Here is a 4,947-nt window from a genome sequence, read left to right as displayed (position 1 = left end):
ATTGACCGCTATTAGCGCAGACTCGGCTGCATCAGCTCATTCTTATAAAAAAGTTGCTGTTGCGGCCTGCTTTGGTACTTTTTTAGAATGGTATGACTTCCTTACTTTTGCAACTTTGGCCGTTATCTTTGGGCCACTGTTCTTTCCCTCCAGTGATCCCGCCACTGGGCTCTTAGCAAGTCTAGCGACTTTTGGTGTTGGTATGGTGGTTAGACCTATTGGCGCGGCGATTTTCGGCAGTATTGGCGATCGCATTGGTCGGCGCCCCGTCTTCATGATCACCATCACCTTGATGGGAATAGCCACAGTTTGCGTCGGCTTCTTGCCAACTTATGCCCAGATTGGCATTGGGGCGCCAATTCTTTTGGTCTTCCTCAGGCTCTTACAAGGGCTATCTGCCGGCGGTGAAATTGGCGGTAGTGCTGTTTACCTCACTGAGCATGCTGGCAACTCTAGCCGCGGATTTAAGACCAGCTTCCTCCAACTCATGGGCCCATTGGGTATTTTGGTATCGACTCTACAAATTGCCCTTCTGCAAAGCTGGCTGAGTCCTAATGAGTTCTTATCCTGGGGTTGGCGTGTACCCTTTTGGATTTCGATCATCCTACTCATTGTGGCCTTTAAAGTACGAATGGCTTTAGAAGAAACACCGATCTTCTTACAATTAAGCCAATCTGATACCCAACCCAAAACACCACTCAGAGATAACTTTAGAGATCCAGAAACCCGCAAAAGAATGTTCTTATTGTTCTTTTGTATTTCAGCAGGTGGTGCAGTCTTATTTTTTTGCGTCCAAGTCTACACCTCAATTTTTCTCAAAACTGCTGTCAAACTACCGCCGCAATTAGTAGATCAGTTAAGCGTCTATGCAACGCTTGCCTTGCTTCCTCTGACTATTTTTGCTGGCTGGCTCTCTGACAAAATTGGCAGAAAGCCTGTAGTTGTCACTGGTCTAATTCTGGGAGCTACATTAATACTGCCAGCTTTTCACCTACTACAAGAGATTAGCCAAACCACCACTTACAGTGCAAGCTTCACATTCGCAACTGCAGGAATATTAATTGGCTTATCAGCGATACTGGCACTAGTAGTAGGCCCACAAACTGCCTTACTTGCGGAACTCTTTCCTGCAAAAACCAGAAATAGTGCAGCAACACTGCCCCATAATCTTGCAGCTGGATGGATTGGGGGGCTACTTCCGCTAATCGTCACCTGGCTCAACCAGCACTGGGAAAGTACCGTTGCGGGGCTTTGGTACCCTACGATTTTCCTCGCTAGCGGTGCGATCGTAGCAATGATTTATCTGCCAGAGACTAAAAATTTGAACATTGCTAAATAATCAAAAAATCATGGCAAGAATGTGCTTGCAATTTCTTGAGATTGTCCTGGTGCCATATCATTCTTGAAGGCCACCAACCACAAATCAAAGCTAGCAGGCCTCCTGCCTCCATAAATCTCTTTGAAACCTGCGCACAAAAATGCATCTCCCAAAGCCGAATATGTAAAACCACACTTATGAGCCATGAAGTGATTTCCATCGGAAATATAGCCTCGGTGACCATATAGAATATCTATAGCCGCGATTGGGCCAGCCGGCGAGTTATAAAGGGGGGATAGTAAATTATCACTTGCAACTGCCTCACAAACAGATTGCAAATCCGGGCAAGTTATTACAACAAAACCATCGGGCTTTAGCACTCTATAAAACTCTGCTAACGCTACTGGAACCTCATGCGGAAAAATATGCTCAATGTTGTGCGATGAATACAAAGCATCCATACTCTCAGCCTGAACCAATGACATGTCAATTAAAGTCCCCTGAATATCTGGGCTTACTTTAGGATCAATATCAAAACGCACCTCACTCCAAGCACTTGAATCAAAACCTCTTAAATTAGTTTTATTTTGAGGGCCGCATCCAACATGCAGAAATTTTTTCATTTAACCTAACCTTAATTAATATATATTTTCAGGGGGTAGGCCACGTTTATAAAGATCATGTGCTTTCATATAAGCAGACTCTAGGTTTTTTGTAAACGAGTTAGAGTCAAAAAGGGGGGTTGTCAGCTTGTTATATGCAAGCTTGTTTTTTAAAGCAATCAGCTCCTTAGGATTTTGACCAAGTCTAATTGCCAATTTTTCATATTCATCCTGAGAGGGTGCAATTAATTCTGGCAAGCCAATTGCATTTAATAAACTTCCGCACATTCTTGAAGAAAAAGACTTCCCTAAAAATGTTAAAACCGGCAATCCAGCCCATAAGGCATCGCTTGCAGTAGTGCCAGCATTATAGGGGGATGTATCAAGAAAAAGATCTGCCACTTTATAGCGCGCTAAATATTCTGCACGAGGTAGATGCCCCGCAAAAACAATACGACTAGAATCAACTCCTCTCGCCTCACACTCTTCAATTAAGTTAATTTTGACATCGTCGTTATCAGCATACAAAAATAGAACGCTCTTCTCTACGGAGGATAATATTCTCATCCAGCTATCAAATATGCTGGGAGTAAACTTATAGTTATTATTGAAGCAACAGTAAATAATGCCTTCCTCAGGGAGACCCAACTCCTCTCGAGTAAATTCTTTATCTGAAATAATTGTGCGATTATCGTTTGCCTGATAGCTTGGCAAATAAATAATACTCTCATCGTATGCATCCTGAAATTCTGAAGGAATAATAATGCTATCGGCAATAATGTAATCGATATATGGCGCCGCTAGCGTACCCAAATATCCAATATAACTAATTTGTATTGGCGCAACTCGATATGAAAAAATTCCTAACCTTGCATCCTTAGTAATTCCACCAAGATCGACTGCAATATCTAAATTTAGCTTCCTTGCCATTTCTGCAATAGCGAAATCGCTATACATGCTAACATCAAAGAAATGATCAAAAGAATTTTGAATTTCTATAGTCATCTGGTCTGGAGTGCCTACATAGATGGAGAATGCAATTAACTCAAAAATATCTTTGTTATGTAGTTCCAGCATTCTTTTGATCAGAAATGCAACCGGATGATTTCTGAAATCGCCAGAAAAATAACCAATTCGTATTTTTTCTGATTTATGTGACTTAGAAACTAACCCTAAATCTGGTTTTGGAAAGTATTCGCTTGAAATATACTCACTTGTAAATTTTTTAATAAGAAATGGGTCATCAACAAATGATAGTAAATAAAACGGGTGCATCTTAACTCGATTAGATGGACTAATAGTGATTAGTGAATTGAAAAGCTGGTCTACATCACTCCAATCACATAGCTTCATCTTGCAATGAATTAAGGCTGCAATGTTCACACTTTTTTCAGAGCCTATAGAAACTGATTTTTTGTATGAGCTAAGAGCATCACGTGGTCGTTTTAAATTGAGAAGCGCATTGCCCATATTTTCATATGCATCAGCATAGTCTGGCTGCAAATCGATTGCTTTTTGATAACATGCAACAGCAGCTGTATATTCTCTAAGATCTTGTAATAAATTACCCTTATTGTTATGAACTTCGGCATAGTTCGACTGAAGTGCTATAGCTAGATCATAACTCTTCATAGCTTCATCATACCGCTGAAGATCTTTTAATATATTTCCACGGTTAGTGTGTGCAAGCCAGTTTTTTTTGTCCAACTTAATTGCAAGATCAAATTTTGTTAGCGCTTCTTGTCGATTATTTTTAAAGGCACTTAGTACACCTAATAAACGTAATAACTCAGAATTCCTTGGGCTCATTTTCATGGCTTGATTAAGTAATCGATGAGCGCCATCCAAATCCTCTCTCTGGATATATTCAATTGCGAGATTCATCAAGTATCCGACCTGAGGATTCATTTGGAGATATTAAATGTAAAAACGGGTTTTATAAGGAAAAAAGGATTTACAGCAAATTTCTGTAAATCCTTGGTATATTTTGGTGCCCCTTGTCCGACTCGAACAGACCACCTACTGATTACAAATCAGTTGCTCTACCAGATGAGCTAAAGGGGCAACGGATGATATTTTAACCTATTTCACAACCGTCAAGGAAGGTCTCCCGACTTTTGGCTTTTGGACTTCACCGGGGATATCTTCTTTTGATTGTTTATTCGACTGCTGATGCTTTGGATCAAATGGGAAGGACATTCCCTGGCCATTTTCCCGCGCATAGATTGCTAAGACATGGCTTACGGGAACCATGATTTTTCTAGGTATACCGCCAAACCTAGCCTGAAAACTAATCCAGTCGTTATCCATGTTCAATTGATGGCAAGCCTCTAGGGATAAATTTAGAACAATTTCATTGTTCTTCACAAATTCCATGGGAACTTCTACATTTTCATCCACGAATGCCGCAATAAACGGCGTAAAACCAAAATCCGTACACCACTGATGTAGCGCACGGATTAGGTAAGGTTTATTACTAGGTATCTCAGACATACTCATGAAGCTGCCTGAAAATGCACCGCTTAGCGGCGCATTACCTTTTCTGAAGGAGTTAATGCCTCAATGTAAGCAGGTCTACTAAAAATACGCTCAGCATATTTCAGTAAGGCTGCAGCATTACGCGAAAGATCAATGCCATAGTGCTCTAAGCGCCACAGTAAAGGCGCAATAGCCACATCAAGCATGGAGAACTCTTCACCCAACATGTACTTATTCTTCACAAAAATGGGAGCTAACTGAGTCAGGCGATCACGAATTGCTAAACGTGCTTTTTCATGAACTTTTTCTGCAGCCTTACCTTTTTCATTCTCTAGGGCAGCTACGTGCACAAATAACTCTTTCTCAAAATTGAAGAGGAAGAGGCGTGCGCGTGCGCGTGCTACAGGATCAGGCGGCATTAATTGTGGATGAGGAAAACGCTCATCAATGTATTCATTGATGATGTTGGATTCATACAAAATTAAGTCACGCTCAACCAAGATCGGAACTTGGCCATAAGGGTTCATTACCGAGATGTCTTCAGGCTTG

Annotated in this window: 5 protein-coding genes and 1 tRNA gene; 1 reads left to right on the top strand and 5 read right to left on the bottom strand. The window is 41.1% G+C overall.

The window, feature by feature from the left end; genetic code table 11:
• Window positions 1-1,339: MFS transporter (locus B7X71_RS11700; RefSeq protein WP_363927002.1), on the top strand; the 1,339-nt coding region annotated here is incomplete at its 5' end.
• 8 nt (window positions 1,340-1,347) lie between these two features.
• On the opposite strand, the gene B7X71_RS11695 is transcribed toward B7X71_RS11700, so the two are convergent.
• The 5 genes from B7X71_RS11695 to B7X71_RS11675 all read right to left on the bottom strand — a co-directional run.
• Window positions 1,348-1,941 carry a methyltransferase domain-containing protein gene (locus B7X71_RS11695; RefSeq protein ID WP_293598743.1) on the bottom strand — a complete coding sequence of 198 codons (594 nt, stop codon included), beginning with the start codon at window positions 1,939-1,941 and terminating at the stop codon, window positions 1,348-1,350.
• Window positions 1,942-1,956: 15 nt separating this feature from the next.
• Window positions 1,957-3,804, bottom strand: coding sequence for a tetratricopeptide repeat protein (locus B7X71_RS11690; protein WP_293600815.1), 1,848 nt, complete (start codon window positions 3,802-3,804; stop codon window positions 1,957-1,959).
• Between the two features lie 104 nt (window positions 3,805-3,908).
• A tRNA-Thr gene (locus tag B7X71_RS11685) sits at window positions 3,909-3,984 on the bottom strand.
• Between the two features lie 18 nt (window positions 3,985-4,002).
• Window positions 4,003-4,413, bottom strand: a complete 411-nt coding sequence (locus B7X71_RS11680) for a ClpXP protease specificity-enhancing factor (RefSeq protein ID WP_293599648.1) — start codon at window positions 4,411-4,413, stop codon at window positions 4,003-4,005.
• 29 nt (window positions 4,414-4,442) lie between these two features.
• Window positions 4,443-4,947, bottom strand: a 505-nt coding sequence (locus B7X71_RS11675; RefSeq protein ID WP_293599647.1) for a glutathione binding-like protein, incomplete at its 5' end; no start/stop codon positions are given.

This window comes from Polynucleobacter sp. 39-46-10 (genome assembly GCF_002282275.1).
Note: the sequence above shows the minus strand (reverse complement) of the source record. Positions and strands in the feature narration are given on the sequence as shown.